This is a genomic window from Nocardia aurantiaca, assembly GCF_009708175.1.
GTDB classification, from domain to species: Bacteria; Actinomycetota; Actinomycetes; order Mycobacteriales; family Mycobacteriaceae; genus Nocardia; species Nocardia aurantiaca.
In genome coordinates, this window is sequence record NZ_WMBB01000008.1 from 43,655 (window position 1) to 69,052 (window position 25,398).

22 protein-coding genes are annotated in these 25,398 nt (G+C 69.0%); 8 read left to right on the forward strand and 14 right to left on the reverse strand.

The genetic code is table 11. The annotated features are described in order from the left end of the window. Positions 1-152 precede the first annotated feature (152 nt). The 3 genes from GLP40_RS17990 (at position 153) to GLP40_RS18000 (ending at position 1,724) form a co-directional block, all read left to right on the forward strand. Positions 153-404, forward strand: coding sequence for a hypothetical protein (locus GLP40_RS17990; protein WP_154789115.1), 252 nt, complete (start codon positions 153-155; stop codon positions 402-404). 283 nt (positions 405-687) lie between these two features. Continuing rightward, a complete protein-coding gene (locus GLP40_RS17995) occupies positions 688-1,299 on the forward strand; it encodes a C40 family peptidase (protein ID WP_154789341.1) in 612 nt (203 codons plus the stop codon). 17 nt (positions 1,300-1,316) lie between these two features. Further along, entirely contained in the window at positions 1,317-1,724 is a 408-nt protein-coding gene (locus GLP40_RS18000) for an RNA-binding S4 domain-containing protein (RefSeq protein WP_328290319.1), read from the forward strand. 129 nt (positions 1,725-1,853) lie between these two features. On the opposite strand, the gene GLP40_RS18005 is transcribed toward GLP40_RS18000, so the two are convergent. The 5 genes from GLP40_RS18005 to GLP40_RS18025 form a co-directional block, all read right to left on the reverse strand. Further along, a complete protein-coding gene (locus GLP40_RS18005; protein WP_328290320.1) occupies positions 1,854-2,987 on the reverse strand; it encodes a cation:proton antiporter in 1,134 nt (377 codons plus the stop codon). 12 nt (positions 2,988-2,999) lie between these two features. Beyond that, positions 3,000-3,392 carry a hypothetical protein gene (locus GLP40_RS18010; RefSeq protein WP_154789116.1) on the reverse strand — a complete coding sequence of 131 codons (393 nt, stop codon included), beginning with the start codon at positions 3,390-3,392 and terminating at the stop codon, positions 3,000-3,002. 14 nt (positions 3,393-3,406) lie between these two features. Continuing rightward, entirely contained in the window at positions 3,407-6,067 is a 2,661-nt protein-coding gene (locus GLP40_RS18015; RefSeq protein WP_154789117.1) for an acyltransferase domain-containing protein, read from the reverse strand. A gap of 218 nt (positions 6,068-6,285) precedes the next feature. Beyond that, positions 6,286-6,453, reverse strand: a complete 168-nt coding sequence (locus tag GLP40_RS18020) for a type II toxin-antitoxin system VapB family antitoxin (RefSeq protein ID WP_154789118.1) — start codon at positions 6,451-6,453, stop codon at positions 6,286-6,288. A 143-nt stretch (positions 6,454-6,596) separates the two neighbouring features. Next, the gene (locus GLP40_RS18025) at positions 6,597-7,571 is read right to left on the reverse strand and encodes an NAD(P)H-dependent flavin oxidoreductase (RefSeq protein ID WP_196054719.1); all 975 of its coding nucleotides are present in this window, start codon (positions 7,569-7,571) and stop codon (positions 6,597-6,599) included. A gap of 284 nt (positions 7,572-7,855) precedes the next feature. Between GLP40_RS18025 and fadD5 the strand changes: the two genes are divergently transcribed. Continuing rightward, on the forward strand, positions 7,856-9,421 hold the full coding sequence (gene fadD5, locus GLP40_RS18030; protein WP_154789119.1) for a fatty-acid--CoA ligase FadD5: 1,566 nt from the start codon (positions 7,856-7,858) through the stop codon (positions 9,419-9,421). Between the two features lie 72 nt (positions 9,422-9,493). On the opposite strand, the gene GLP40_RS18035 is transcribed toward fadD5, so the two are convergent. Beyond that, the gene (locus tag GLP40_RS18035) at positions 9,494-11,950 is read right to left on the reverse strand and encodes a lysylphosphatidylglycerol synthase transmembrane domain-containing protein (RefSeq protein ID WP_154789120.1); all 2,457 of its coding nucleotides are present in this window, start codon (positions 11,948-11,950) and stop codon (positions 9,494-9,496) included. 346 nt (positions 11,951-12,296) lie between these two features. Here GLP40_RS18035 and GLP40_RS18040 point away from each other — a divergent pair, with 346 nt between their 5' ends. Both GLP40_RS18040 and GLP40_RS18045 read left to right on the forward strand, forming a co-directional pair. Continuing rightward, positions 12,297-12,920, forward strand: coding sequence for a GDSL-type esterase/lipase family protein (locus GLP40_RS18040; protein WP_328290321.1), 624 nt, complete (start codon positions 12,297-12,299; stop codon positions 12,918-12,920). 239 nt (positions 12,921-13,159) lie between these two features. After that, a complete protein-coding gene (locus GLP40_RS18045; protein WP_154789122.1) occupies positions 13,160-14,077 on the forward strand; it encodes a LysR family transcriptional regulator in 918 nt (305 codons plus the stop codon). Between the two features lie 212 nt (positions 14,078-14,289). Here the strand turns inward: GLP40_RS18045 and GLP40_RS18050 are convergent, their stop codons facing one another. Beyond that, positions 14,290-15,177 (reverse strand): NmrA family NAD(P)-binding protein, encoded by an 888-nt coding sequence (locus GLP40_RS18050; protein ID WP_154789123.1) that lies wholly within the window; start codon positions 15,175-15,177, stop codon positions 14,290-14,292. A 27-nt stretch (positions 15,178-15,204) separates the two neighbouring features. On the opposite strand from GLP40_RS18050, the gene GLP40_RS18055 reads away from it, so the two are divergent. After that, positions 15,205-15,681, forward strand: coding sequence for a winged helix-turn-helix transcriptional regulator (locus tag GLP40_RS18055; RefSeq protein ID WP_328290322.1), 477 nt, complete (start codon positions 15,205-15,207; stop codon positions 15,679-15,681). Between the two features lie 21 nt (positions 15,682-15,702). Here GLP40_RS18055 and GLP40_RS18060 read toward each other — a convergent pair whose 3' ends face one another. The 3 genes from GLP40_RS18060 to GLP40_RS18070 form a co-directional block, all read right to left on the reverse strand. After that, positions 15,703-17,253, reverse strand: coding sequence for a phytoene desaturase family protein (locus GLP40_RS18060; RefSeq protein WP_154789124.1), 1,551 nt, complete (start codon positions 17,251-17,253; stop codon positions 15,703-15,705). 36 nt (positions 17,254-17,289) lie between these two features. Then, positions 17,290-18,825, reverse strand: coding sequence for an FAD-binding protein (locus GLP40_RS18065; RefSeq protein ID WP_328290323.1), 1,536 nt, complete (start codon positions 18,823-18,825; stop codon positions 17,290-17,292). An 89-nt stretch (positions 18,826-18,914) separates the two neighbouring features. After that, positions 18,915-19,817, reverse strand: coding sequence for an NADP-dependent oxidoreductase (locus GLP40_RS18070; protein WP_154789126.1), 903 nt, complete (start codon positions 19,815-19,817; stop codon positions 18,915-18,917). Positions 19,818-19,884: 67 nt separating this feature from the next. Between GLP40_RS18070 and GLP40_RS18075 the strand changes: the two genes are divergently transcribed. Then, positions 19,885-20,307, forward strand: a complete 423-nt coding sequence (locus tag GLP40_RS18075) for a winged helix-turn-helix transcriptional regulator (protein ID WP_154789127.1) — start codon at positions 19,885-19,887, stop codon at positions 20,305-20,307. On the opposite strand, the gene GLP40_RS18080 is transcribed toward GLP40_RS18075, so the two are convergent. The 4 genes from GLP40_RS18080 to GLP40_RS18095 all read right to left on the reverse strand — a co-directional run bounded on the left by GLP40_RS18080 (position 20,297) and on the right by GLP40_RS18095 (position 25,344). Further along, entirely contained in the window at positions 20,297-20,935 is a 639-nt protein-coding gene (locus GLP40_RS18080) for a class I SAM-dependent DNA methyltransferase (protein WP_154789128.1), read from the reverse strand. The genes GLP40_RS18075 and GLP40_RS18080 overlap by 11 nt on opposite strands. Positions 20,936-20,944: 9 nt before the next feature. After that, entirely contained in the window at positions 20,945-22,876 is a 1,932-nt protein-coding gene (locus GLP40_RS34870) for a DUF6301 family protein (protein ID WP_328290324.1), read from the reverse strand. A gap of 136 nt (positions 22,877-23,012) precedes the next feature. Beyond that, positions 23,013-24,755, reverse strand: coding sequence for a CocE/NonD family hydrolase (locus GLP40_RS18090; protein ID WP_230329709.1), 1,743 nt, complete (start codon positions 24,753-24,755; stop codon positions 23,013-23,015). Positions 24,756-24,933: 178 nt separating this feature from the next. Continuing rightward, a complete protein-coding gene (locus tag GLP40_RS18095) occupies positions 24,934-25,344 on the reverse strand; it encodes a MerR family transcriptional regulator (protein ID WP_154789131.1) in 411 nt (136 codons plus the stop codon). Between the last annotated feature and the right edge of the window lie 54 nt (positions 25,345-25,398).

Consider the following 25,398-nt stretch of genomic DNA (forward strand, 5'->3'; position numbering starts at 1 on the left):
AGCGCGGGAATCACCGATTATCCGGGCATCTATCCAGGACCGTAGAGACAGCTATCGATCGGCATCCGGGCCCGCTGAGTTCGCACCCACGCTGTCCCTCGAGGTCTCTACCCTTATGTCTGATTTCGTTGGGATCCAGCGCAGGAGGGTTCATGTCGGAAGAAGCCGTACCCACCGTCGCGGAGGTGGTCGAATCCTGGAATGTGCCCGCCGAGGCGACCGTGGCCGCGCGCATCCGCAACAACATTCTGGTGGCCATCGAGCGCGGGTACGACGATCCGCAACTGGTGGCGGACCTCGCCGTGGGTCCACTGGTGATGGCGCTGGGGCAGCTGGAAGTCGATCTCGCGGACGCTCGCCGGCGGATTGCGGAGTTGGAGCGGGCGGTCGAGGCGAAAGGTTGATAACGGCCCGGTTGATCGCGTATATCGTCTCGTGATCCACGGCCATATACACCGAATTACCCGTTCAGCGGGGCGTTTTCGGAAATATGCGACACACCACTCGTGTCGGGTGGACAACAGCGCGGCCTCGTCGTAATCTTCTCGTGACTTAGCGGAGTCTGTTGCTTCATCGGAGAGGCAGCCCGCGACGTTACAGCAGCAAGATCGGAGATGCGGCTCAGTGGGTAAGCACAGCTTGCAGCAGGAATCTCGGCTTCCGAATTCCGTGAAGGGTGCCATCGTGATGGGTGCGATGGCCGCGACGACTACTGGCGTATTCCCGGCGATCACCGCCACGGCCGCCACCGTCGAAATCCCGGGCATCGGAAACTTCGACGTGCCGGACGATTTCGCGCCTCAGGTGCAGCAGTTCAACCAGACGGTCAAGGACGCCGAGGCGGCGTTGCAGACCCCGGGTGGACTGGGCGGCGGAGCTCAGGTCGGCGCCCAGGCGGTCACCCCGGCTCCGCAGTTCACGCTGCCCAACATCTTCAACAAGCCGAGCTCCGTGGGTGACATCGCGCTGCACGCCGCCGAGACCAAGGTCGGTGCCCAGTACTCCTGGGGCGCGACCGGTCCCTACAGCTTCGACTGCTCCGGCCTCGTGCAGTGGGCCTACAAGCAGGCCGGAGTCGATCTGCCCCGCACCAGCTTCGAGCAGTCCAACGTCGGCGCCCCGGTAGCCTTCGAGGACCTGCAGCCCGGCGACATCGTCGTCACCAACGGCGGTGGCCATGTCGGCATCTATGCCGGCGACGGCAAGCTGCTGAACGCCGTCCAGACCGGCACCCCCGTCTCCTACACCAACCTGCACCCCAGCCAGGTTGTCACCGCGCGCCGCATCGTCAACGCCTGACGCAGTATCGTCAACGTGTGACCTCCGCTCCGCTGAGCACCACGGCCCAGGCCCGAGTTGATTCTTGGACCTGGGCCGTCCGTATTTTCAAGACCCGCTCGGCCGCCGCCGTGGCCTGCCGGTCCGGGCATGTGCGGGTCAATGGTGTGCCGGTCAAGCCCTCCCACAATTTGAAGCCCGGTGACGAGATCCGTGTCCGCGTCAACGGTTCGGAACGCATCGTCATCGTCGAGCAGCTCATCACCAAGCGCGTCGGCGCGGCCGTGGCGGTCCGGTGCATGATCGACAAGAGCCCGCCCCCGCCCGATCCGCAACTGGCAGCTCTCATGCCCCGCCGTGACCGCGGCGCGGGCCGCCCGACCAAGCGTGAGCGCCGAGAGCTGGACCGCCTCTCCGAGACTTCAGCGCGCGGCTACGAGCCGTGACCAGCCGTGCACGTGTGCCGGTGGTTGGGTGCCAACCCGATTCTGGGGGTACCCGGTGAGTCACCCTCCCGGCGAGGGTTCCATCGCGGTCGGCATGGTCTTCACCGCGTCGGTGCGGCGGTCACGAAATCAGTTGTGCGGCACCGATTCAGCGGCGCTCCGCGCGCCCCAGGCGGCGGCGGCAATGGTCACGACCGCGCCGAGCATGAGCGCGGCCGGCTCGCCCGGCTTCAGGACATGCAGCTGGGTGCCGACGGTGATCGCCGCGACCGGGACGCCGATCTGCGCGGAGGCGATGGCCCCGAGCGGAATCGGCTGACCCAGGAACCGCATGAGCGTGTGGGTGAGCACCGCTCCCGCGCCCAGGGCCACGCCCAGCAGGATCAGGGACACGTGGTCGCCGAACTCGCGCAGGTTCAGCCGCGCGCCCAGCCATACGAAGAACAGCGGCGCGAGGAACCCATCGCTGATGGCGAAGAGCTGCTTGGCGACTCGGCGCGGTTCGCCGATGGCCGCCACCGCCAGGCCGAGGGCGAAGCCCGCCAGCATGATCGAGACGTGGCTGCGGGTCGCGAGCGCGCCCAGCGCGAACAGCAGCGCCAGACTGACCCGCAGCTCGAGGGCGAACTGCCGGTCCTCGGACACCTTGTGCAGCCGGTGCCGGATGCCGGAGTCCTCGAGCCAGCGCAGGAAGAAGTACACGGCCACCGCCGCCGCGGCCACCAGCACCGCGCCGATCGCGGCCCGGCCCGCATTGCCCGGATCGATCACCAGCGGCAGCGCCACCACCGCGGCGGCGTCCGCGATGGCGACCTGGGCGGTCAACTCCAGCACGGGTTTTCCGCCCAGCCCCTGGGAATCGATGATGGGCAGCACGATGGCCGCCGAGGAAGAGGCGATGAGCACGGCGTAGAGCAGCCCGTGCCCGGTGCCGAACCAGGCCGCGATGCTCTGTCCCAGGATCATCGCCAGCACACCCACCACCAGCGCGCGGAGCACGCCCCGCCCCAGCGCCGAACGGATGGACGCGTCCCGCACCGGCACATGGGTGCCGGCCACGAACATGACCACCGCGAAGCCGACGTCGGCAATGAAGCTGAAGGTCGGGTCCTCCGGATGCAGTAGGCCGAAGCCGGTGGTGCCGAAAGTGATTCCGGCCAGCAGTTCGCCCAGGATGACCGGCAGGTGCCAGGACTGCCGCCAGGCCAGCCAGGGCCCGGCCAGGGCGAGCACGGTGATGAGAGTGAGGGTCTGGAGGGTCACCGTGTCACGGGCTCACGGCAGCCGGGGCGCGATCTTCACGGGGATCGCGATGTTCTCGTCGGTGTAGTAGACGGCGCATACCCGGTGGTAGCCGTCCACGATCTGCATCGGCACGCCCTTGCCGAAGTCCCCGCGGACCACCAGGATCGGCGAGAGCGCCTGCCCGGAGGTGATCTTGGCGAGGTCGCGGCGGACGTAGGGGTTGTAGGACGGCAGGATCTCCAGCTGTGAGGCGCGCAGCAGGTCCTTGGCCTTCTTGTACGTCACCGGCGCGTCGCGCAGCGCCCGGATGACCGTCTCGATGACGTCCGGCTCCGCGAGCATCTCGAGGTAGTCCGCGGCAGCCGGGTAGTCGTGCTCGTCCGGTTCCTTCTTCCACCTGACTGTGATCTCGGGGTCCGCCATTGAGTCATCATGCCTCAGGCGGCGGGCCCGACCTCCCACTCCACGCAGATGACGCGCCGATCCGCCTGCGCCGCGGCCAGTTCCCGCACCGCCTCCGGCTCGGCCGCCCCGGGGACCGAGGTCAGCAGCACGGTGAAGTCGGTGGGATCGGCCGCCGTCAGCTCCAGCAGGTTCGCCGCCGCGACCAGCCGCGTCTCCCCCGAGGCGTGGACGACACCCCGGATGGCGGACCCGCACTCGCGAATGTCCTGCAGCGCGGTGGCCAGATCCGTGCGATCCGCGCAATCGCATCGCACCACCACGATGCGATCCTCCATCCGGATCAGCCCCGGCGGCAGCGGCCGCGGGGTGCGGGTCAGCACCACCACGTCGCCCGCCCCCGCTTCCAGCAGCCACCGCACCGCGGCCCCGCCCTGCGGTCCGAGCCCGCCCGCGACCACATAGGTCCCCTCCGGCCGGATCTCGACCGCCGGAAACGCCGGCTCCGCCCGATACCCCTCCGGCCGTCGCCGCTCGCCGCCCGAACCCGTTCTCCGCCATTGCCGTTGCGGCGGCGCGGCCGTCAGCGGCCCCGCCGCCGTCCAGTCCACCGTTCGCCCCTCGAGGTACAGCCGCGCGATGGTCCGCAGAAAACTCCCCGCCTCGTCGTCGCGCGACAGCACGGCGTGGGCGCCCTCCCGCAGGGCATTGCGTTCGCGCACCGCCGAGGTCAGCACCGCACCGGGGGCGATTTCGAGAACCGTCGAAATCCCGTCGGCGGCAGCGGATTCCAAGGCGGCGGCGAGTTCGATCGTGCCGGAGACATTGGCGGCCCAGTAGCCGCTGTCCGTCCGGGTTCCCTCGCTCTGGTCATACCCGGCCGGACGGTCGGTCCGGTCAGCTGGCGCGCCCGGGGTCGGCGGCCGTAGTACGAGGCCGCGGCGAGTGGCCGAGTACAGCGGCCGCCACGGTGTGCCGGGCGTGAGATCGATGAGGGCGCAGCGCAATTCGGCGGCACGGTCGCGCACCATCGGCAAGTGAGACGGTTCGGGCAGGGCATCGGCGGGAAGCCGCTGAGCGAAGATGGCACGGCGATGCGCTCGCCGGACCAACGCGTCGATATAGCGCGGTTCGCCGGACACCGTAATGGCATTACCGTCCACCGCGGCCACCGCGACTTCGGTGCGCATGGGCTCGACCAGTCGGTTCACCTCGGCGGGCGTCGCTTCGAGCACCGCTGCGGCTCCGGCCCCGTCCGCCCGCTCGAGCAGCCGCGCACGCGCCAACACCACCCGCGCGCCATCGTCCAGCGTCAGCGCGCCGCTCGCGACCGCCGCGGCGGCCTCGCCCACGCCGTGTCCGGCCACCGCGTCCGCGTGAATACCCCAGGACTCCAGTAATTCCGCCAGCGCCACCTGGAACACGAACAGCGCGGCGTGGCGGAACACGATCTCGGGGTGGCTGGGAATACCGCTGCCGCCGTGCATCTCGGTGCCTCGCGGCGGCCGAGCCCAGCGTGGATCATCCACACCGCCGCGGGAATGGGAGGCACCGGCGACAAGCGGCGAGGTGCGATCCGACTCCTCGGCCGATGGATGCGTGGCCGCCGCACCGTTCGCGCCGGTTCGGCCGAATCCGTACCGTGGGGTCCAGACGCGTGGGCCACCGACCTGCGCCACGGCATCGACAGCGGCGGTCAGCGCGGTGGCGAAGACCGGATACCGGGCCGCCAACGCCCGCCCCATGCGGGGGTGAGCGCCGGTCCCCGAGAAGAGGAAGAGTATTCGCCCGGCGCGGCAGGACTGTTCCGGGCCGAAGGTCTCGTTCATCGTCGGCGCGGTGAGGGGAACGGTCGGCGCGTCCGGTGGCCGCGCGGCCGGCGTGGTTGTGGCGATCCGGCGGGCCAGGGTGCGCAGCCGGGCCGCGGCCTCGGCGGTGTCGCGGGCCAGGACGGCGGCGCGGGTGCGTTCGGGGACGAGTCGCGCGGTGGCGGCGGCGAATTCGCGCAGGGAGCGGTAGGAGCCGACGGCCACGGCCCAGCGCAGGGCCAGGTCGTGGATGGCGGCCTGGTCGCGCCCGGTGAGAGGGAGCAGGATGGGCGGTTCGTCGCCGCGGTCGAGGCCGGCGTCGGAGCGCGCCGGATCGTCGAGGGCGATGTGTGGGTCGGGGCCGTCGGCCTCCGGGAATCCGAGTCCGGGGCCGCCGATTTCGGCGTAGCGGCGGGTGCGGGTGCGTTCGGCGTCGGTGGTGCGCTGGAGGATCAGGACGGTGCAGACTCCGGAGCCGGTGCGGAGCCCGGGAATGTGAAGGTCCGAAATGTCCGGTAGCAGAGCGAGATCCACGCCGCCGGCGATGACGAAGGGCACGGATTCGTCGGCCAGCAGTCGGACGCCCATGTCCACGGCCACCAGCGGCGAGGCGCGCTGGCTGTCCACGGTCAGGCTGGGGCCGTGCAGGTCCAGGGCCCTCGACAGATGATGGGCGCTATTGGTCCCGCCGACCGCGCCGAACACGACGGCGGCGTTGGAAGCCGGTGCCAGGCAGCCCAATCCGGAATCGTCGAGGGCCTCCACGGCCACTTCCAGATTCGCCCGCTGGCGCGGGGTGAGCCCGGCGGCCTCGAGCCGGTCCATGCCGAACCACTCGTGATCGAAGTCCGGACCCGTCGACCGGCAGCCGACACCGACGATCGACACCCGGGGGAAGGGGGTGGGATCGTTCGATGCTCTCGTACTGTGCCGCACAGGAATGCCCTCCCGTGTCCGCGCTGTCGGCCGTCGAGGTACCACGGTGATTCTGCCAAGGTTTCGCCGCTGCCAGAAAAGCTCTCGTACAAGGGTATCCGTCACCTGGCGCTGTGTGGGTCAGCGCCTACCCGTCCTCCCCGAGGAGCAGGAGGCCATCACTCCCGCGTTCACGAGGCTGTGCGCGCCTGGAACGGGTGGTTGAAATCAGCCGCGGCGGCGTGGGTACTGAAGAACCGCAGCGCTAGGTTCACCGCGTCCTGCTCGGAGTGCACGCCCGAGATGGCCATGGCCCGGCGCAGCGCGTCATCGTCGAGATAGATTCGAGTGATTGCCATTTCAGGCACCTCCGCCGCATCCGTCGTGTACTGAAAGCATGACGCATCTTGCGGCCGGTGATAGCCGGAATGACGAGAGCCCTTGGTATGAAATCCAAGGGCTCTCGTCGTATTTGTCTGGGACGTACCGACTTTCGCCGGAATTATCCGATCATGCCCGCGAGCCGCTGCTGGATCAGCGCCTCCGCCTCGGACACCATCCGCGACACCAGCTCGCCGCAGGTCGGGATGTCGTCGATGAGGCCCTGCACCTGACCGGCCGACCAGATGCCGGCGTCCAGATCGCCGTCCTCGAACACCCGGCGTCCGCGGGCGCCCGCGACCAGGTCCTTGACGTCGTCGAACGTGCCGCCCGCCTTCTCGATCTCGACGACCTTGCGGCTGATCTCGTTGTCCGCCACGCGCGCGGTGTTGTGCATGGTGCGGAAGATGAGCTGGGTGGCCCGCTCGGAGTTGGCGACGATCTGCTCCTTGACCGTCGGGTGGATGGCCGACTCCTGGGTGCACATGAAGCGGGTGCCCATGTTAACGCCGTCCGCGCCCAGTGCCAGCGCCGCGACCAGGCCGCGGGCGTCGGCGATGCCGCCGGAGGCGATGACCGGGATGTCGAGAGCCCTGGTGGCGGCCGGAATCAGGATCAGGCCGGGCACATCGTCCTCACCCGGGTGACCGGCGCATTCGAAGCCGTCGATGGACACGCCGTCAACGCCGATCTTCTGGGCCTTGAGCGCGTGCCGGACGCTGGTGCACTTATGCAGCACCTTGATGCCGGCTTCCTTGTAGTACGGCAGGAAGGGCTCCGGGTTGGACCCGGCGGTCTCCACGATCTTCACGCCGGACTCGATGATCGCCTGGACGTACTCCTGGTACGGCGGGGGCTTGATCGACGGCAGGATGGTGACGTTCACGCCGAAGGGCTTGTCGGTCAGCTCGCGCGCGCGGTCGATCTCGCGGCGCAGATCGTCCGGGGTGGGCTGGGTGAGCGCGGTGATGATGCCGAGACCGCCCGCCTCGGAGACGGCCGCCGCCAGCTCGGCGCGGCCGACCCACATCATGCCGCCCTGCACGATGGGGTGCTCGACCCCGAAGGTCTCGGTGAATCTGGTCTTCAGTGCCATGGGCGCTGTCCTCTCCCTGCCTCTCGCGAACTGTCCCGATAGTCGCATGGTTGCATATGGGGCGACAACCCGGATGTGAGTCGAAGTTTGCACACAATGGTGTGCATCACCCGCGCGGCTGGGGATAACCTCCCGCTGATGCGGGTGCTACCCACGTCGTTATCCAGGCTCTGAGCTGCTGAATGAAGCTATGAGAAGTTTTCGGTGAAACCTTCTCTGTAACCCTTGTCACGTCAGAAAGTTAAGCGGTATTCTCACGGTCGATCAGCGTGAAAGGACACCGCATGACCTTCCAGCCGCTAGACGAGCCGATCCGGTCACGTCGCAACCACTGGGTGAACCAGATCGCGACCCACGCGGCGATGCGGCCCGACCACGTCGCGTTCCGATTCAAGGGTGTGGACACCACCTGGAAGCAGCTGCACGAGCGGTCGGAGAAGTTCGCCGACGCGCTGTCCCGTCGAGGGGTCGGGTTCGGCGATCGTGTGCTCATCCTCGCGCTGAACTACACCGAGTACATCGAGGCGGTCATGGGCATCAACGCCCTGGGCGCCATCGCGGTGCCGGTGAACTTCCGGCTCACCCCGCCCGAGGTCGCCTATATCGTGGCCGACTCCGGCGCCAAGGCAGTCGTCACCGACTCGGTGCTGCGGCCGCTGGCGGTGGGCGTGGCCGCGCAGGCGCCGCAGCTCGAGACCGTGGTCGTCATCAACGGGCAGACCGGGGACGGCGTCATCGGCTACGACGACTTCCTGGCCGAGGAGGGCGAACCGCATGCGCCGCTGGACATCCCGGAGGACTCCCCCTGCCTGATCATGTACACCTCGGGCACCACGGGCACCCCCAAGGGCGCGGTGCTCACCTTCGCGAACATGAACGCCCAGGGGCTGACCTGTATCCGCGCCACCGAGGTCACCGCCGACACCATCGGCTTCTGCACCTCGCCGCTGTTCCACATCGCCGGACTGGGCAGTCTCACACCGTTTTTCATTCTCGGCTGCAAGACCGTCCTGCACCCGCTGGGCGCGTTCGACGCCACCGAATTCCTGGACGCCGTCGAGGCCGAACAGGCCACTTCCGCCTTCTGCGTTCCGGCGCAGTGGCAGCTCATCTGCGAGGAGCCGACGGTCAAGCAGCGCAAGTTGGCGCTGCGGGTGCTGAGCTGGGGCGCGGCCCCGGCGTCGGACTCGGTGCTGCGAGCCATGGCCGACTGCTTCCCCGACGCCGTCAATGTGGCGGTCTTCGGACAGACCGAGATGTCGCCCATCACCTGCGTGCTCGAGGGCAAGGACGCGCTGCGCAAGATCGGCTCGGTCGGCCTGCCCATCCCGACCATCCAGGCCCGGGTGGTCGACGACGAGATGAACGATGTCGCCCCCGGCGAGGTCGGCGAGATCGTCTACCGCGGACCGACTCTCATGCAGGGCTACTGGAACAAGCCCGAGGCCACCGCGGAGGCCTTCCACGGCGGCTGGTTTCATTCCGGCGACCTGGTCCGCCAGGACGAGGAGGGCTTCATCTATGTGGTGGACCGCAAGAAGGACATGATCATCTCCGGCGGTGAGAACATCTACTGCGCCGAGATCGAGAACGTGCTCTTCGCGCACCCCAAGATCCGTGAGGCCGCCGTCGTGGGCCGCGCGCATGAGAAGTGGGGCGAGGTGCCGGTCGCGGTCGTCGCGCTGGTCGAGGGCGCCGACGATCTGACTCTCGAAGAGCTGGAACCGTTCCTGAACGAGTCCCTGGCCCGCTACAAGCACCCCAAGCACCTGGTGGTCGTGCCCGAGCTGCCCCGCAACGCCAGCGGCAAGGTCGTGAAGGTCGAACTGCGCAAGGCGTATTCGGAATAGACCCGACTCTGTCCCGGTCTCCCCCGCTCGTCGCCACCGCGACGGGCGCGAGGCGCCAGGGGCGGAGACCGATCAGATCATGTCCTTCGCGGTGAGCCAGCGCATGATCGGCCAGCCGCAGAACACCGGCAGCCAGCAGGTCAGCACGCGGTAGAGGAGGACGGCGGGGACCGCGATCCCCGCCGAGACCCCGAACGCGGCCAGACCACCGATGAGGGCGGCTTCGACGGCGCCTACACCGCCGGGGGTCGGGGCGGCCGAGGCGAGGGTGCCGCCGACCATGGTGACGATGGTGACGGTCACGAAAGTCGTACTGCCGCCGAAGGCTTCGATGCTCGCCCACAGGGCCAGCGCCATGCCCAGCGTGGTGGTGGCGCACCCGCCCAGGATCATGGCCAGCCGGGCGGGCCGCCGAGCCAAGTCCTTCAACTGGCCCATCACATCCGCCAGCTGCGGGCGCACCTCGTTGAGCAGCCACTTGCGCACCTTGGGGACGAACATGGTCGCGCCCAGCAGGCCCAGCAGCGCACCCGCCACCAGGTACAGCACGGTGGCGTTGGGCACGAAATGCGAGAGGTTCGTGGAGGTTCCGGCCAGCGCGCCGAAGATCAGCAGCAGCACCACGTGGGTCACCACCTGCACCGTCTGTTGCAACGCGACCGCCGCGGTGGCCCGCACCGCGCCCAGGCCGCCCTTCTGCAGAAAGCGCACGCTCAGCGCCAGACCGCCCACGCCCGCCGGGGTGGTGGTCGCGGCGAAGGTGTTGGCGATCTGCATGAGCAGCAGGTTGCCGAACTTCACCGCCTCGGAGGCACACGCCCACAATGCCATTGCCGCGCCCACATAGGTCAGAGCGGACACGGTCAGACCGAGCAGCGCCCAGCCCCAGTTCAAGTTGCGCAGCTCCGAGGCGAAGGTCGGCACCGCGCTGATATACGGATAGGCCACGTACACCAGGCCGATGAGCAGCACCAGCTGGATGATCTGATTGCGCGAGAAACGGGTGATCTGCGCGGCCTCGATCCTGTCCTGTCCGGTCTGGGCGGCCACCTCCTCGCGGATGGACTTCATCAGCTCGCCCGCGTCGGGCACCGCCTTGCGGACGTGGGTGGGCACGGCGGTCTTGGTGAGCCGGGCCGAGGCGTCCAGCACGGCCCGCTTGTCCAGCACTTCGAGCGCGGTGCGCACCGCCGGGCCGGTGCCGAACAGGGCGGCCGAGGACAGCAGCAGCTGAGCCACGTCGGAGTCGAAACGCACCTTGTACGCACCGAATTCGGACTGGACGAACCCGCCGAACAGCACGGTGCCATCCTCGAGGACCCGGATCTCCTCGGCCCGCAGTTCACCGTGCGAGATCTGGGCCTGGTGCATGCTGTGCAACGCCCGCCATACCCGGGCCAGGGTCGGCTCCCCATCGGCGGCGGTGAGCGGGCGGCCCTGGGGAACGGTGTGCGCGTACACCATCCAGCCGCGGTCCAGCGCCGCCACCGTGAGCGGCTTGTTGCTGGCCAGCCCCAGATCGGCGATGGCGAAACCCATCAGCGCCCGATGTTCGACCGCGCGCCGCATGGAGGTGAAGGGCGCGGGGTATTCGCCGCTGCGAATCGTGAGCCAGCGCTTGAACTGTTGCAGCATGCCGCGGCTGCGCTGGTTCGCGCCGTACATCTCGATGATCAATTCATTGTCCGGCGAATGGGATTCACCGGATTTCCTCGCGGTCTCCGCCGCGGCGGGCGCGCCGTCAGGTGGGGCGCTCAGCTCCGGTTGCGGAACCGTGCTCGCCGAAAGCACCAGTGGCCCACGGGCGGCCGGGCGCAGCACCCTGAAGGCGGTCACCCGGAAGCCGCGCTGGGCCAGCACCCGCACCGCCGCCTCCAACGGCACCTCCAGCGCGGGGGTGCCGACCACCAGCACGATCACCGCACCCACCAGCCAGCCCACCACCAGGCCGAGCGCGGCGCGGGCGGGCACCACCAGCGAGACGAACAGGTGGATCGGCACGAAGGCCAGCAGCAGCGTCCACCACCAGCGCCGCGCCCGCGCGGGCAGCCACGGGCTGGCCACCGTGAGCACCGCGGCCAGCATGGCGATCCAACGCGGATCGTCGAGGAACTGCGACAGGAAGGTGTGGACCTGCCCCGGTTCCGACAGATGCCAGCGCGGCGCGGAGAAGCCGGTGCCGGTGATGGAGAACAGCCCCAGCGCGATCAGGCCCGCGGAAAGGAAGCCCGCCAGCAGTTTCCAGTGCCGGCGACGTACCAGCCGCACCAGGATGGCGAAGGGCAGCGCCAGGATGGCGATGCCGTAGACGATGTAAACCAGGTTGGACTGTTCCGGTGTCAGGAACCCCACGATGCCGGAGACCGAGCGCTCCAGCGCCTCCCACTGCGGCCTGGTGATCAGCGATCCGGCGATGACAATGGCCACCGACAGCGCGGACAGCACAACGCGCAGAATGTCACTGGTCCGGCGGATCCGCGGCTGCAGCAGGCTGCCGGAGACGGGAATCTCCCGCCCGTCGACTCGCATGTCCTATTCCGCTTTCGGATCGTGGGAACGGCTGTGGTCCCATGGTCGGCTCGTTGTGAGTATGCGGCAGGCGACGGGATCACCAGCCACCCAACACGCTGGTAACCGTAACAGTGCTCGATTCACCCCTCCGCTCCGCTCCGGTGGGGTTCGCGGTCCCGGCGCAGGTCCATGGAGCCGCGGTCTCGATTCGTTCCCTCTCCCGGCTCCGAGGCGGAGGTCTGTCAAGCCGCAGTCCGGAATCGCGAGACGGGCGGCGGCCGTCTCCGCATCCTGCGGATTCGGTGTTGTTCCGGCTTGATGCGAGTCCTCGATGGATCGCGAACGCGCGTGCGAGGATCGGGCCGTGCTCGATCTGCGTGTCTGTTTCGTCGGTGAGTCCTTCGTCGCGGGAGTCGGTGATCAGCGATGCCTGGGCTGGGCGGGCCGGCTCGCGGCCAGGGCCACGGCGGCCGGACAGCCGCTGACCTACTACAACCTGGGCATCCGCCGCGAGAACAGCACCGAGCTGCGGGGGCGCTGGGAGGCCGAATGCGAGCCCCGGCTCCCCGCGGGCGCGGACTGCCGGGTGGTGATCTCGACCGGCGTCAACGATACCCAGATCGAGAACGGCCGTCCCCGAATCGATTCCGGGGACTCGGTGCGCAATCTGGCCGACATCTTGCGTCGGGCGCGGGAAAAGGGCTGGCAGGCACTGGTGGTCGCGCCGCCGCCCAATGTGGACGACGAGCACAATGCCCGCCTGCTCGTACTGGACCGCCGCTACGCCGACCTGTGCGAGGAGGCCGGGGTGCCCTACCTGCGGGCGCATCAGCCGCTGCGCGAGAACCGCATCTGGATGCGCGATATCGCCGCCGGCGACGGGTACCACCCCGGCGCGGCCGGCTATGACGAGTTCGCCGCGCTGCTCGCCCCGTACTGGCTGCTCTGGCTCGCCGATCCGGGCTCGAAACTGCCGGTGGTGCGCTGAGTTTCGCCCCGGTTCCCGGTCGCGTGCCCACCGGTCGGGTCCCGGCCGGTCCTCGACCATGTCCTCGAGCGGCGGCTGTCGGGTCGAGGACATCGGGCCCGGGCCGACCGGTACGCCCAGCGCGACCAGCGCCGAGAACCCGTTCGAACCCATGCCGCCGGGCACCGGCATCCGTCCCGAATCTCGGCTTACAAGCAATGGGGTATGCCTACCGGTTGCCCTCTTCCTAACCTGGTGGCATGGATATCGACACGCGACTGCTGCGTTACTTCCTGGCAGTCGCGGATGCGGAGAACCTGCCGCGGGCGGCGCAGCGACTACATGTCGCGCAGCCCGCGCTGGCGACCCAGATCAAACAGCTGGAACAGCAGCTGGGCGTGGAGCTGTTCATTCGGTCCCGCGCGGGCTGGACCCTGACCGCGGCCGGCAAGGTCCTGGCCGAACAGGTTCCGGCGCTGCTGGCGTCCTGGGACCGGATCCTGCGCGACACCAAGAGCGATGCCAGCCGCGCCTCCCGGGTGCTGCGGCTGGGCTGCGTGACCAGTGCTGCCGACGGGCACATCCCGGAGATCATCCGGGTCTTTCACCGCCTGCACCCGGACTGGCAGGTCGATCTGCATCAAGGTGGATGGACCGATCCGACCGCCGGGCTGGACGAGGGCGATGTGGATGTCGCCCTGCTGCGCCTGCCCTTTCCGGGCCAGGGCGAATACCACCTGCGGGAGCTGTTCGCCGAGCCGCGCTGGATCGCGCTGCCGGAGGACCATCCGCTGGCCGACCGCGACGACATCGCCTTCCGGGAGCTGTGGGACGAGCCGTATGTCGCCTCGCCCGCGGAAACCGGCTGGTGGCGCGACTATTGGATGGGCTTGGACTCACGGCCCGCGGACACCGCCATCATCGGCGCCATCGCCCGCAATACCGAGGAATGGCTGCGCGCCATCGCCAATGGCTTCGGCGTGAGCTTCACCCCCGCTTCCACCGCCCGCACCGAGTACCCGGGCGTGGTGTTCCGGCCGGTACACGGCATCGGCCCGACCCGGGTGGCGGTGGTGTGGCCGGATGCCTCCGAGGCCGATCAGGTCATGCGGTACTTCATTCGCTGCTGCTCGGACATCATGGGCCAGTACGGCGCGGACGGCCGCCGCACCTCCTAGCCGATCGCGCGACTTCCCGGCCCGATCGGCGCTCCGCGTCGGACATGATGGGGGTGCGAGCGACCAGCATGAGCACCGGCAGCGCACCTACCGCACCCATCCGCTGATGTACCGCGAACAGGCGTCGGAGGTCGCGGTATACGCCGCGGGCCCGTTCCGCGAGCGCGGCGCTCTCCACGTGCTCGAACCGGGTGCGGGGCACGGCCGGCGGATCACCCAGCTGCTACCGGTCCGCTGACCGCCTCCGCGATCTCCTCGCGCATCGAGCGCGCGACCGTGGGCAGCAGCGCGGGCAAATCGCTGTGAGAGGCGTGCAGGAATCCCGCCTTCAGGTTCGAGAACAGCGAAATCGTGTGCCCGATCCGGTAGGGTTCGAGTCCCCCGCTGAGCAGTTCGTCGCGCAGCTCGGTGAGCGGCACATCCCGGTATTCCACTGGGCGGCCGAGTGATTCGCTCAGCACCTCGGCGATCTCCGCGCCGCTGAGGGAGCTCACGCCCTCCAGTTCGTAGGTGCGCCCGGCGTGCGCGCTGCCGGAACCGGCGCGCAGGTCGCGTTCGATCTCGGCGGCCACCCGCACCGCGACCGCGGCCAGATCCTCCCGCGACACCCCGGAGATCCGGCCGGTGCCGAACGGTGCCGCGAAAACGCCTGTGGCCGCGGCGGATTCGGCCGCCCCGGCGGCCAGGCTCACCGGCAGCTCGCTGTAGAACCCGTTGCGCAGCACCGTGACGTCGAAAGACGCCGCGGCCAGCTGCTTCTCGGTCCACAGGTGCGGGACGGCGATGGTGGTGTGGTGGGTCGACGCGGACAGGCTGGTGTAGATCACGTGCCGCACCCCGGCGGCCGCCGCGGCCGCCACCACCGCGCCGTGCCGGGCCGTCACCACATCGTCCTCGGCGTATCCGGCGGAGACGAACACCAGCGTGTCCACACCGTCGAAGCCGGAGGCCAGTGTGCCGGGATCGTCGAAGTCGATGCGGCGGGCGGTGTGGCCGTCTCCGGAGCGGGTGCCCGCCACCACCTCCAGATCCGGCTGGGCGCGCAGGCCCGCCAGCATCAATCCGCCCAGGGCGCCGGAAACACCGGTCACGAGAATCATTGCGCTACTCCTTGCGTTGAGAGGGTCGTGGACCACGACCTGACCGAGCATCCGACGACGGCGACGACCTGGGAAGAAGGCACTTCACTGTCAGTCACGAACACCGCGGTAACCGAACAGGCGGCGGCGGTCGCCCCGGTCGGGCCATGTGGCGATGACCACTGCGGCATTCGCGACACCCTGGACCGGATCGGCGACAAATGGACCGTCCAGCTGCTGGTCGAACTGCGCAAGGGTGTGCGGCGGTTCGGCGAACTCCAGCGCGCCGTGCCGGGCATCTCCCAGCGCATGCTCACGCTCACCACCAAAAGGCTGCTGCGCGACGGGTTTCTGGAGCGCACCGCCTACCCGACCATTCCCCCGCAGGTGGAGTACCGGCTCACCGAGATGGGTGAGAGCCTGGCGGAGGTCGCCTTCTACCTGGCCGACTGGTCTCGTGCGCACATGGACGCGGTGGCCGCGGCCCGCGCCCGCTGGGACGCCGAGCACGGCGGGCTCGACTGAGCGCACGCTGGTTCGAAGCGCTCAGCCCTGTTCGAGGACGGCCATGGCGGCGTTGTGACCGCCGATGCCGCTGACGCCGCCGCCGCGCACCGCGCCCGCCCCGCACAGCAGGATGTTGGGGTGGCCGGTGGCGACGCCCCAGCGAGCCGCGGGCGTGTCATCGGTGTCGGCGCGGTAGGGGAAAGCCAAATCGGCGTGGAAGATATGGCCGCCCGGCATGCTGAGCTCGTGCTCGAGCTCCACCGGCGTGCGGGCCTCCAGACACGGGTTACCCTCGCCATCCAGGGCCAGGCAGTCGCGGATGGGTTCGGCCAGCACCGAATCCAGCTGCGCCAGTGTGGCATCCACCAGACGGTCTTTCGCGCCGCGCGGGTCATCGGCGAAAAGCCGTGCGGGAGTGTGCAGACCGAACAGAGTGAGGGTGTGGAAGCCGCGTTCGTTCAGTTCCGGCGCGAGAATCGACTCGTCGGTCAGGGTATGACAGTAGATCTCCGACGGCGGCGCCGCGGGCAGTTCACCCGCGGACGCCTCCCGATAGGCGCGTTCGAGCTGGGTCGCCGACTCGGCGATGTGGAAGGTCCCGGCGAACGCGGTGCGCGGATCTACCCGCGGATCACGGAGTTTCGGTAGTCGTCGCAGCAGCATATTGATCTTCAACTGTGCGCCTTCGGGTTTGCCGGCCTGCTCACCCAGCAGGCCCGCCAAGACATACGGCGCGGCGTTCACCAGGACGTGACGGGCAGCCGCGACACCCTCGCCGTTCCGGTCCGCGAAGCGCACTTCGGCTGTGCCGCCATCGGTTTCGATGCCGGTGACCAGGCATCCGGTGCGGATCTCGGCTCCGGCGGTGCGAGCCGCGGCCGCCAGCGCGCCGGTCAGCGCGCCCATGCCGCCGACCGGCACGTCCCAGTCGCCGGTGCCGCCGCCGATCACGTGGTAGAGGAAGCAGCGGTTCTGTCGCAGCGACGGATCGTGGGCGTGGGTGAAGGTGCCGATGAGCGCGTCGGTGAGCACCACGCCGCGCACGGTGTCGTCGGTGAAGGTCGCCTCCACCGATTCGCCCAGGGGCCGTTCGAAAATCGCGTCCCAGGCCGCGGAATCGTCCACCCTGCGCTGTAATTCGGCGCGGGTGGGCAGCGGCTGGGTCAGGGTCGGGAAGACGCGTTCGGCGAGGTGTCCCGTCATGGCGTAGAAGCGCTGCCAGGCCGTGTAATCCCGCTCCGAACCGGTGATCTGGGCGAAGCTGTCGCGAGTGGCGGCCTCGGAGCCGTTGTCCACCAGCAGGCCGGTATTCCCGATCGGCGTGTACGACGAGACGCGCCGCTTGCGGGTCTCGAAACTCAGGTCCAGGTCCCGCGCGATGCGCTGGGGCAGCAGGCTCACCAGGTACGAGTAGCGGGAAAGCCGGGCGTCGAAGCCCGGGAACACCCGCTCGGAGACGGCCGCGCCGCCGGTGTGGTCCGCGCGTTCCAGCACCAGCACCGAACGTCCGGCCCGGGCCAGGTACGCGGCGGCCACCAGGCCGTTGTGGCCGCCGCCCACCACGATCACGTCATATCCCGCTCGCGTCATGGGCCCATCGCATCACACTCCGGGCGGCGAAAGCGGTCAGCGGGCGCTCATGTCGAGGGCCGCCAGGTGGCTGAACAGCACCGACGCGCCGATCGGATTGCCACCACCGGGGTAGACGGTGCCGCTCACCGCGGCCATGGTGTTACCCGCGGCGTACAGGCCCGGAATCGGCGCGCCCTCGGTGTTCAGCACGCGGGCGGCGGTATCGGTGCGCAGCCCGCCCTTGGTGCCCAGATCGGAGATGCCGAAGGCGGCCGCATGGAACGGGCCCTTCACGATCGCGGCCAGCGGGGGTTCGCCATTGGAGAAGGCGCGGTCGTAAGCCTCGTCGCCGCGGCCGAAGTCCGGATCCACGCCCTGGGCCACGAATTCGTTGAAGCGGGCTACGGTGGCCACCAGAGCCTCGGCCGGGACACCGATCTCGGCGGCCAGCCCCTCGAGGGTGTCGGCGGTTTTCCACAGGCCCGCCTCGATATAGCGTTCCGCGTCGACCATCGGCACATTGCTGGCCTTGATGGGCGGCACGACGCCCTCGGCGTCGTCGTAGATCATCCAGAACGGAAGCGTCGCCGACCCGTCCTTCAGGTGCTCGATGATGTCGCGGCCGAGCCGGTCGTAGGGCGCGGACTCGTTGACGAAACGCTCACCGGCCTGATTGACGAAGATGCCGCCGGTGAACCACAACGCGAACGCTGCCCGACCGTCCGGATGGATCAGGCCCGGCGACCACCACGCCTGATCCATCAGGTCGGTGTCCGCGCCCACCGCGATGCCCGCCTCGTGCGCCCTACCCTGATTCCCCCACGGCCCCATGGTGTCCCGGGCCACGCCGGGCACGCCGTAGCGCTGCCGCAGTTCGTCATTGCTCTCGAAGCCACCCGCCGCCAGCAGCACACCCTTGCGGGCCCGGATGGCGATGCGCTCGCCGTCGCGCTCCACGATCGCGCCGACCACCGCGCCCGCCTCGGTCACCAGCTCGACCAGCGCGGAGTTCAGGTAGAGCGAGGCATTGGGGTATTTGGACAACGCCAGCAGGAACCGGCCGATGAGGGCGCGCCCACCGATCAGGTAGTCCGGCTGCGGATCGCCGTGCCGGTCGGTGCCGAGTGGCCCGCGCACCGAGGCGCTCAACTCACCCAGCTTCGCGGCCCGCAGCGGCGCCGGGACGATGTGCCGCTTGCCGTCCAGCCGCGCCTTCGGAGCCTTCCCGAAATAGTCCGGCCACGGGAACATCTGGAAGGCGAAAGCCTCGTCTTGCTCCAGGTATTCGATGACCTTGGCGCCATTGCGGACGTAGGTCTCCTGCATCTCGGCCGGGGTGCGGTCGCCGACCACGGACCGGAAGTAGGTGAGCGCGTCCTCCACGGTGTCGTCCGCGCCCGCGCGCTGCAGCACCGGATTGCAGGGGAACCACACCCCACCCCCACCGGAGAACGAGGTGGTGCCGCCGAACTTGTCGGTGGCCTCGACCACCGCCACCGTCAGCCCCTCGCGGGCCGCCGTATACGCCCCGGCCAGGCCGCCGCCCGACCCTGCCACCAGGACATCGACTTCTTCGTTCCAGTCCGTCACCGTTACTCCCTGATCAACGCGGTCTCCCCGCGACCGTATGCGCCGTACGCGGCCCGCGCACCGCATATCCCGATGGCCGGATACCCGGATCAGCCGTTCCAGCCGGTGAGGACGATCTTGCCGCGCACCCGGCCGGATTCGGCGAGCTTGTGCGCCTCGGCCACATCGGCCAGCGACATGACTCGCTCGACCTCGCCGCGCAGCCGCCTGGCCGTCACCAGGTTCGCGATCTCCTTCAGGTCCGCGCCGGACGGGGTGAAGTAGTGGCGGTGATAGCGGGGATCGACGAGCGGCTCCTCGCCCTGGGCGTCGATCATCCGGCCGTGCGGGGTGAGCACACGCAGGGACCGAGCCGCGTAATCGCCGCCGACCAGGTCGAAGACGATGTCCACAGCGGAGACCGCCGTGGTGAAATCGGTGGCCGTGTAATCGATCAGCTCATCGGCACCGAGCCCGCGCAGGAACTCGTGGTTGACCGTGCGGGCGGTGCCGATCACGTATGCCCCGCGCGCCTTGGCGATCTGCACCGCCAGATGACCCACCCCACCTGCCGCCGCGTGCACCAGAACCCGTTGTTTCGGTCGCACATCCGTGAGTGCCTGCCATGCGGTGAGTGCCGCCGTCGGCAGCGCGGCGGCGACAGCGTGGTCGATTCGGGCGGGCTTGTGGGTGAGGAATTCGGCCGGTGTCACCACATATTCGGCGTACGCGCCGGCGCGGCTGACCACATTGCCGAAAATCTCGTCGCCGGGCCGGAATTCGGTGACCTCGGAGCCGACCTCGGTCACGACACCGGACAGGTCGAAGCCCAGCGTGAACGGCGGCGGGCCCAGCTTGGTGACCACGCCCGAGCGCAGCTTCCAATCGGCTGCGTTGATCGAGGTGGCGGCCACCCGCACCAGCACCTCGCCACTGCCCGGTCGCGGAATATCGATTTCCACCGTCTCCAGCACGTCCGGTCCGCCGAGGGTGCGCTGACTGATCGCTTTCATGAACTCGATCCTGCGCGCGGATAGTATCTTTCGGGAAGAAGGCACTATTGCGATCCCGAGGTACCTCATGGATACCGTCTCCGACTGGGAGCCATCCGGAAATCTGGTCGAAAGCTACCTGCGGCGCTGCCCCGCCCGCGACATCCTCGCCGTGCTGGCCGACAAGTGGGTGCTGCTGGTGCTGGGCACACTCCGCAAGGAGGGCGGCCCGATCCGCTTCAACGAACTGCGCCGCCGCCTCGACGGCATCACCCAGAAGATGCTCACCCGCACACTGCGCGACCTGGAACGCGACGGGCTCGTCCGGCGGACGGTGTATCCGACGGTGCCGCCCCGGGTCGAGTACACGCTCACCGATCTCGGGGCTGACCTGGGGCGGATAACCCATGCCATGGGTGAGTGGGCGCTGCGGCACGCCGATGAAATCACCGCTGCTCGAACCGAATTCGATGAGCGAGCGGCGCGGGAGCCGGAGCCGATCAGACCCTGACGGCCAGCACCGTGGCGTGCGGGGTGTACTCGTCGGGCCGAGCCTCGCGGGACAGGGTGGCGGTGACTCGGAGGCCATGGGCGGCCAAGGCTTCGGCGAAAGTGTCCGGGGCCCAACGGTAGGCGGGGGCGACCTTGTGCGCGTAATCCCGGATGCCGGTGGGCTCGTCGGTGGCCTGGAAGGCGAACACAGCGATTCCGCCGGGGCGGACCACCCGCGCGAATTCGGTCAGCACTGCCGGAACCCGCTGCGGCGGAATGTGAATGATGGAGTACCAGGCCACCAGGCCGGCCAGCGCGGCGTCGCCGTACCGTAGCCGCTCCATCGCGCCGACCTCGAACGGGATATCGGGGCACTCCTCCCGGGCCAGCCGGATCATCTCCGGTGACAGATCCACCCCGGACATCTCCAGCCCGGCCTGCGCCAGATACGAGGTGACCCGTCCGGGCCCGCAGCCGATATCGGCCACCGGGCCGCCGCCGTTGTCCCGCACCGCTTCCGCGAAGGCATCCAGCATCACCCGATCGAAGGGATTGGCGCGCAACTGCCGGTGAAAGAGCTTGGCGTAGAGCTCCGCCACCTCGTCGTAGGCCGCCCGGGTGACGCGCATGTCCTCGCTGTCGATCATGCTTCGACTCTAGGCGTCCGGCGGCGAGGGCTGCGTCCCGATCGCGCCCGTGGAGGGGGTGCGCACCGGCTGGTATTCGCCGTTCACCAGCACCCGCAGGTGGGCCTGCGGCGACATCAGGGTGCGCAGCGGCAGGACGGCCAGCCGCGCCAGCCGGCGCAGGTCGCGGGGCAGGGCCGGCAGGTGAAGATCGATGTGCCACAGCGGATAGCGATGGTCGGGATGCTGCCAGCCGTCGCGCAGCATGAATCTCAGTACCCGCGGGGACAATTCGCGGGCGGTGGCGCCGGCCAGTTCCAGGCGCAGCAGGTCCTCGTCGCGGTCGACGCGGGCCCGGTGCGGTTCCCCGGCGTCCACGGTGAGCTGTCCGGAGTCGGTGAGATCGGTGATGAGGGCCGCCAATTCCTCATGGAACTGCGCCCATTCGCGATCGTGGGCGCGGTGCGCGGCCCGCTGCTGCTCGATGACGAGGCGGCGGTCGCGCTCGCCCGGGCGCACCAGGTACAGCTCCACGGTGTCCGGCTCGGTGACCAGGCCCAGGGTCAGGCGGGCGTCCGGCCAGGCCGGGCCGTGCGTCTGGCCCAGCACCGCGTGGCGGGGCGCGCCGAATTCGGCGCGGAAGCCGTCCAGTGCGCGGGCCTGGGCCGCCGTGCGCTGCTCCCGCACCTCGGCGGGCAGGCCCTCGTCGTAGAGGAACGATTCGATGCTGTCGCTGAGCGTCACGCACACGGCCTCGAGCCGGTCGCCGTCGAAGCAGAAGCGGGCGCGCGGATCGTCCACGCGCAGCGCGGTATCGGCCCACACGGTCCGATCGCCATTATCGGGGTCGTGCAACGGTTTCCAGCCCATGGCGGCGGCGAAGCCGTCCAAATCGGCGCGGGTCCAAGTCCAATCGAAAGCCCGCGCCGCGCGGGCGATCTCGACCCCGGCGGGCACATCCACCCGCAGCGGCTCGGCATCGAATTCCGAGACCGCTTGGCGGCGCAGGAATTCCGCGCGCTGGGTGCGGGAGGTGGGGTGCGGCGGAATGCCCAGCGGGGTCAGGTCCAGATCCGCGCCGCCCTCGACCCAGGCGTCGGCCACCAGCTCGGTGACCGCGGTGACCCCGACCGTGCGCAGGGTGTCGACGGTGCGCAGGGCCAGCTCGCTCATGGCCACGGCGCCGGCCCGCCGGGACAGCGTGCGTGTCCAGTTCGCCTCACGCGGCGGCGTCCAGCCCTGCTCGATCAGCCGCTGCTCCGCCTCCGGGCCGTAATGCCAGGCGGGATCGATGAATTCGCTGCGGGCCAGCTCACCGCTCAGCCGTGTCGGCCCAGCCTCGAACTGTACGAAACGTCCGCCGGGCGCGGTGATCAGCAGTCGCGCGTCGACCGGCAGCGTCTCCAAAAAACCCGCCAGGTTCTCGGCGAAACGGGTCCAGGCGCCCGCGGCGGCGCGTCGACGCGCGGTCTCGTGTCGGCGTTCCATCCAATACCGTTGGGCGGTCGGGTTCACCAGCAGCAGATCGACGGTATCCGCGCCGATGGTCAGGCCCGCGAACACCGTCGGGAAACGCCATGCCATACCCTCGGCGGGGCCCACGGCGGTCCTCTCCGGATCGCCCCAGCGCTCGATGAACTCGGCGGCGGTGCGGGCCAGGGCCGCGTCCAACAGTTCTCGGTTGCCGAACTCGCTGGGGGCCGGGCAGTCGGAAATGGTCACGCGCACATGGTCGAGTCCGCGTTCGCTACCCCAGAACATGGCCGAGTCCCACCACACGGACAGCCCGGTACGGGAGAAGACCGGCCCATGGCGGAGCGTGCCCACCGGTTGCGGACTACTCCATCCGACCAGCCGGGCGAATTCGGATACATTTCCTGAACCCCAACGCCAGCCGAATCCTGCTGCCGCTCGGACGATCTCGACCGCACCCGCAGTATCGACACGCACCTCGAAACCCACCCAGCGACACTATCCCCGGTTCGGCCGTGCCGGGAGCCTTCAGAACCCCGTTTACTCTGTAGGCGGCCGGTGCTTCCCGCACGGGGCGGACAATCCACGGGAAGCCCGGCCACGGTCATCCTCAGGGGCGAATATGTCAGTGCTCCATCGGGAATCGTGAACTTCCCGCGTCGCCCGCCGGAATGATCGGCAACAGCAGCGCCGAGGGATGATTCGGGTCGTGGTAGATGGTCTGGGTCGCGACCTGCGTATTCGCGTTCTGCCCGAACGGATCACCGGTATTCGGATTGGGCGCGAACTGCGGGAAATCGCTGCTCGATACCTCGACGCGGATCTCGTACCCGGCCTTCACGAGATAACTGGTCGGCCAGATATCGATCGAGTACTCGTAGGGCCGGCCCGGCACGATCGGCGACGGATGCTCGAGCGACTCACGGAACGCGGCCCGGATGATGCCGTTGTTCAGGTTCACCGTGGATCCGTCCGGGGCCACCGCCACCAGTTTCGCGGCGAAGTCGGTGTCGGTCGCGGTCGAGGCGGCCCACAGCGTCATCCGAATCGGGCCGGTGATTTCGGTATCCGAGGACAGCGGTGCGGTGGTGTAGGTCAGCACATCCGATCGCTGCTCCACCACGAACTGATCCACCGGGCCCTGAGGTCCGGTCGAAGCGCCGCAGCAGGAGTGCCCGCCCGCGCTGGGAACGGGATTGAGCGGGTCGTAGTCGTAACGGTCCGGCTGCTGGGCGTCCTTCGGAGACTCCGTGGTGAGCAGACCGGCGCGGCCCTGAATGCCGGCGCCGCCCTTGCCCGACAGGTAGTAGGTGGTCCACCGGGTATTCGGCAACGGCCACGCCGAAGCCGACTTCCACTTGTTCGCGCCCATCAGGAAGTAGTCGACCACGGGCTTGCCGGAGACCTTGTTGTCCTTGCCCTTCAGGAAATGGTCGTACCAGGCGAGCATGAGGTCATTGATCGGGCTGTCGCCCGCCGCGCCGCTGGCGGCCAGCATCGGGGTTTCCGTATTGCTGCCCGGACGGCCCCAGCCGACGTGATCCCATGGGCCCAGCACCAGCCGCTGCCCCGCCCGCGCCTCGGGAGTGCCGCCATTCGCGACCATACCGGAGAAATTCTCGACGCCGCCCGCCAGAAACGCGTCGTACCAGCCCTCTACCTCCAGGACCGGGATCTTCACCTTCGCGTACCGGTCGCGAATGCTCCACTGCTTCCAGTAATCGTCGCGTGTGGAGTGGTCGACCCAGTCGTAGAACCATGGCGCGACCACCGGGTCACCCGGGTGCAGTGGCGGAAACTGTTGGTACGGGCGAAAACCCAGCCAGCACGTGTAATCGGCGCCATCGACCGCCAGCTGTTTCGCGGTGGCGGTGTCACCGCGATTCACGGCCGCGCTCGCGCCGATGGTCTCCATGGCCCACGGCTCCACGAACGCCAGCCGGAACGCGCCGCCCTCGTAGGTCCAGCCGTCGTAATAGTCCGAGGCGGTATTGGCGGGCACAATCGTGGTCAGGTGCGGTGGCGCGCCGACCGCCGCAAGCCATTGTGTGGCACCGACATACGACGACCCGTACATCCCGACCTTGCCATCGGCGCCCGGCAGCGTGGCGGCCCATTCGACCGAGTCGTAGCCGTCATCGATGTCATTGGCGAACTCGGTGAAGGTTCCGCCCGACTGGCCCTGACCCCGAATGTCCTGCACCACGACCAGATAGCAGTGCGAGGCGAACCAATCCGGAGTCTGGTAACGGAATGGCTGGATCTGCGCCGACGACTTCCCGTACTGCGTGCGCATCAGAATGACCGGCACCGATACGGATGACTCGGGCCGATACACATCGGCCTTCAGCACTACACCGTCGCGCATGGTCGCCGGAACGTTCTCCTGCTTGTCCACCGCGCACGACCCGCGCCCGCCCGGCGGCGGCCAGCTCGCCGGAGCGTGCTGTCCAGCATTGTTCCCGCCGCTTCCGCAGCCCGCGGCGACGAGTGCGACCGCCCCCACCACCGCCCCCACCCGAGCGACACGACCGCGTCCTGTCCCACTACGGCTCACCGATCGACGGTAACCCCGGTCGCGTGCTCGATGACCGCCAATCGGGTGAAGCAGGCCGATCCCAGCGCGCCAGCTCGGCGGCCAGCAGGGACCGCGCCCGGGTAATGGCCAGCAGGGACCGGTCCAGGTCCGCGATCCGATCGGCCAACCGGCGCCGCGCACGCTCACATCCGCCCAGCCGCCCATCCGCGGCAAAGCACGGCAGTAGCGACGCGACCGCCGACAGATCGAGACCGACCTCGAGCAGCGCCCGAATCCGGCGCACCCGTTCGACACTCGACTCCGGGAAGTCGCGGTAGCCATTGGACCGACGCTCGGCATCCAGCAGACCGCTGCGGTCATAGTGTCGCAGGGCCCGGGTGCTCACGCCGGTGCGCCGCGACAGCTCGCTGATCAGCATCGATGTCCTCCATCTTGACCTTGACCCCGGTGTCAACGTTTAGCGTCGGCCCAC